The organism is Nitratidesulfovibrio oxamicus (assembly GCF_015731765.1).
Classification (GTDB): Bacteria; Desulfobacterota; Desulfovibrionia; order Desulfovibrionales; family Desulfovibrionaceae; genus Cupidesulfovibrio; species Cupidesulfovibrio oxamicus.
Genome location: NZ_VRYY01000242.1, coordinates 1 through 3838 on the forward strand (window position 1 = coordinate 1; position 3838 = coordinate 3838).

At 69.5% G+C, this 3838-nt stretch carries 4 protein-coding genes; 2 read left to right on the top strand and 2 right to left on the bottom strand.

Annotation, left to right across the window (positions count from 1 at the left end; translation table 11 throughout):
- Positions 1-1008 (top strand): glycosyltransferase family 2 protein (locus FVW20_RS09350; RefSeq protein WP_196609205.1); only part of this gene is annotated, 1008 nt, incomplete at its 5' end.
- A 158-nt stretch (positions 1009-1166) separates the two neighbouring features.
- Here FVW20_RS09350 and trmFO read toward each other — a convergent pair.
- Together trmFO and FVW20_RS09360 are read right to left on the bottom strand one after the other, a co-directional pair.
- Positions 1167-2513 carry a methylenetetrahydrofolate--tRNA-(uracil(54)-C(5))-methyltransferase (FADH(2)-oxidizing) TrmFO gene (gene trmFO, locus FVW20_RS09355; protein ID WP_196609206.1) on the bottom strand — a complete coding sequence of 449 codons (1347 nt, stop codon included), beginning with the start codon at positions 2511-2513 and terminating at the stop codon, positions 1167-1169.
- A gap of 251 nt (positions 2514-2764) precedes the next feature.
- The gene (locus FVW20_RS09360; protein ID WP_196609207.1) at positions 2765-3457 is read right to left on the bottom strand and encodes a substrate-binding periplasmic protein; all 693 of its coding nucleotides are present in this window, start codon (positions 3455-3457) and stop codon (positions 2765-2767) included.
- A 145-nt stretch (positions 3458-3602) separates the two neighbouring features.
- Here FVW20_RS09360 and FVW20_RS19715 point away from each other — a divergent pair.
- The coding region (locus tag FVW20_RS19715; RefSeq protein WP_231039003.1) for a hypothetical protein at positions 3603-3838 on the top strand (236 nt) is incomplete at its 3' end.

Sequence of the window (3838 nt, forward strand, 5' to 3'; positions counted from 1 at the left end):
GACCGCGACGGCGCCCTTGCCCTGTGGCGCGCGGCGGCGAGCCTGCGCCCCTGGCAGATCAATCTTCTGTTGCGCCTCGACGACGTGGCGAAAGGGCGCGACCTGCCGGGCGACCTGCCCGCCGGGCGCGGCGCTGTGCTGTTCTACACCTGGAACAAGGCCGAGTGCATCGACGAAGCCCTGGCCTCCGTTGCCGCGTCCGACCTTGGCGACGCCCGCGTGGTGGTGCTGGACAACGGCTGCACCGACTCCACCCCCGCCGTGCTGGCCCGCTGGGCCGAACGTGCGCCCCATCGTCTGGGCGAGCGGCTGCATACCGTCACCCTGCCGCTGAACATCGGCGCGCCCCCAGCCCGCAACTGGCTGCTGACCCTGCCGGAAGTCCGCGCCTGCGACTGGGTGGCCTTTCTGGACGACGACGCCACCGTGCCGCCTGACTGGTTGCGCCTGTTCGGCGCGGCCATGGACACCCACCCCGCCGCCAGCGTGTACGGCTGCCGCGTGGTGGATTATTCGGTCCCCATGCTGCTCCAGTCCGTGGACCTGCATCTGGACCCCGGCGGCGACATGGCCGCCGCGCCGGAGAACGCCCCCGGCTACCGCCGCCGGTTCTCCGTTTCCGATCTGCATCTGCAGGAACTGGATTTCGGCCAGTTCTCCTACCAGCGCCCGTGCGTGTCCGTGACCGGCTGCTGCCATCTGTTCCGCCGCGCCGTGTTCGACGCCGTCGGCCCCTTCGACCTGCGCTACGCCCCCAGCCAGTATGACGACCTGGAACACGACCTGCGCCGCAGCCTGCGTGGCGACCTGCCCGTCTATCAGGGCCATCTGGCCGTGCGCCACATGAAGCGCACCGGCCGCGCCGCCTGGACCGATCCCGCCCAATTCTCCAATGCCTGGGCCAACATGTACAAGCTTCAGTATCGCTACGCCCGCCCCGACTTCGATACCCTGCGCCAGCACGACCACGCCGCCCTGCTGGCGGATGTGGAAGCGCGTGGGATTTAGGAAGCGAGAATAAACGCAGAATCGGGGCGGGGGAGCGGCAGCCGTTAGGTGAGCGCGTAGCGCGAACCTTACGGATGGCGACAGCAACGCTGGGGTTCGGGGAAGGGGGAGCTTTTCAAAGCTCCCCCTTCCCCGCTTAGTCTTTGTAATTTTCTGTTCTACTTCTCCAACCCCGGCACGCCTTCCAACCATGCGGCGAAGCTGGCGCGGGCGCGTTCGGCGTACAGGGCCTTGCGGTCGCGTTTCTTGGCGCGCTGGGTCAGTTCGGGCATGAGGCCGAAGTTGACGTTGGAGGGCTGGAAGTTCTTGGCGGGGGTGCGCAGGTGGTGGAGCAGCGCGCCGAGGGCGGTGTCCGTGGGAGGGGGGAGGAGCTGGGGCATGGCGCGGCCCAGGGCGCGGGCGGCCAGCAGCATGCCCAGCCACAGGCCGCAGGCGGCGGATTCCACGTAGCCTTCCACGCCGGTGATCTGCCCGGCCAGATGCACGTGGCGGTGGGGGCGCAGAGCCAGGTCGTCGGCCAGCACGAGGGGGGCGTTGACGTAGGTGTTGCGGTGCATGGAGCCGTGGCGCACGAACTCGGCGTTGGCGAGGCCCGGGATCATGCGGAACACGCGTTCCTGCTCGCCGTACTTGAGCTTGGTCTGGCAGCCCACCAGGTTGTAGGCGGTGCGGTTCAGGTTTTCGGCGCGCAGTTGCACGATGGCGTAGGGGCGCTGGCCGGTGCGCGGGTCGGTGAAACCCACGGGCTTGAACGGCCCGAAGACCAGCGTGCGTTCGCCGCGTTCCGCCAGGGCCTCGATGGGCATGCAGCCCTCGAAGTGGACTTCCTTCTCGAACTCGTGGGTGGGGGCCTTTTCGGCGGCCAGCAGGGCGGCGTGAAAGGCCTCGTATTCCTCGCGGTTCATGGGGCAGTTCAGGTAGTCGCCCTCGCCCTCGTCGTAGCGCGAACCCTGAAAGGCGATGGAAGTGTCGATGGATTCGGCGGCGATGATGGGCGCGATGGCATCGTAGAAATACAGATGGCGCGAGCCGACGACCTCGGCCAGCGATGCGGCCAGCGGCTCGCTGGCCAGCGGCCCGGCGGACACCACTGCCACGTCGGCGGCGGCCAGTTCCGGCGAGTGGATGGAGGTGATTTCGCGGCGCACAACGGTGATGTTCGGTTCCGCCTCCATGGCCTCGGTCATGCGCCGGGCAAACAGCTCGCGGTCCACCGCAAGGGCCTTGCCCGCGGGCACGCGGGTGGCCTCTGCCACCTGCATGACCAGGCTGTCCAGTTCGCGCATCTCCTGCTTCAGCAGCCCCACGCCGGAGGCGATGTCATCCGAACGCAAAGAATTGGAACATACCAGTTCGGCAAGGTCCGGGCTGGCATGGGCCGGGGAAAATGCCTGGGGCTTCATTTCGTACAGGGTGACGGCAACCCCGGCGCGGGCGAGCCTGCGGGCGCATTCGCAGCCTGCAAGGCCCCCCCCGGCGATGGCGGCGGTGACGAGAGCGGTCAAGATGTCCTCCGGAAGGGCTGGGCGGATGGGATGAAAACGGCCTGCGGCGCGGCGGGCGCGCCAAGCCTGCGGGTGAGGTAGGGCATTTCCGCCCGGCAGGCAAGCGGGGCAGGGGGGATGTGGCGCTGGAAGCGGTACGGTGAGGGCGCATGCCGCCGGGGCTGATGGTTGGGCGAGCCGGCATGCCACAGGCCGCCATGCCGTGGCTGTAACCGTGCCGGGTTGGGGCAGGGCGACATGCCTGATGCGGGTTATCGCCCTGCCGGTTGCACCTCGGTCAGGCGACGCATTTCGCGGTGCAGTTCGTCCAGAAGCCCGGAGGCGCGTATGGTGGCCAGCCCCCTGTCGAAGGCCTCGCGCAGGGCGGCATGGTCGGGCCGCGCGCGTGAAAAGCACACATGCAGGTCGCGTTCGCCCAGGATGGGGTCGAATTCGGCAAGGCTGGCGGCCTGTGCTGGCAGGTAGCGCCGCAGCAGAAAGTGCACCACGTTGCGGTCTGCGGCCATGGCGTCGATGCGCCTGGCCAGCAGCTTGCGCAGGTTGGCCAGTTCGTCGTTGGCGGGCTCCTTGCTCAGGAAGGCTGCGGCGTCGAAGGCCTGGGTGTGGGCGTACCCGCGCACCACGCCGATGCGCAGCCCGGCCAGGTCGCGCAGGTCGCTCCAGCGCAGGGCGTTGGGCGTCAGTCCGAACAACGCCAGCGGGCCGCCGGGGAACGGGGCGGACAGGTCGCATTCGATTTCCCGGTCGACGGTTCTGTAGGCGGGCGCCACGGCGGTCACCTTGCCGTCGCGCAGCAGGGACATGCCTCTGGCCCACGGCATGAATTCGAAGCGCGCCTCAAGCCCCACGGAGGCCAGCGCGGCCCGGATAACCCGCGCCACGTAGCCGCCGTGCGGCAGATTGTGTTCCACATAGGGTGGCCAGTCGTAGGTGGCGATGAGCACGGCGGAACCCCCGCCAGAGCCTTTGGCCGGGCGGGCTGGGGGCGGGGTGGTTCGCGGACCGCCGGGGGGCGCTGGTCCGTTGATTGCGGGCGCGGGCGCGGTGGATGCCGGGGCAGACTCCGAGGATACGGCGGACCCGCCGGATATGGATACGTCCTGGTCCGGCGCGGGCATGTCCGGGCGAGACGGCTCCGGTCCAGAAGGCTCTGGCCGGGGTTGCCCCGGCTGGGCCATGGCCGCTGACGGCGTGATGCTACCCGTGACCGGCAGGACAGGCAGCCCGGCCCGCTCCGCCAATCCCGCCAATCCCGTGAGCCCCGCCAGAGCGCACGCCACCGTCAACGGCACCATGTGCCGCCGGAAGGCCTGCGCCGCCGCCCG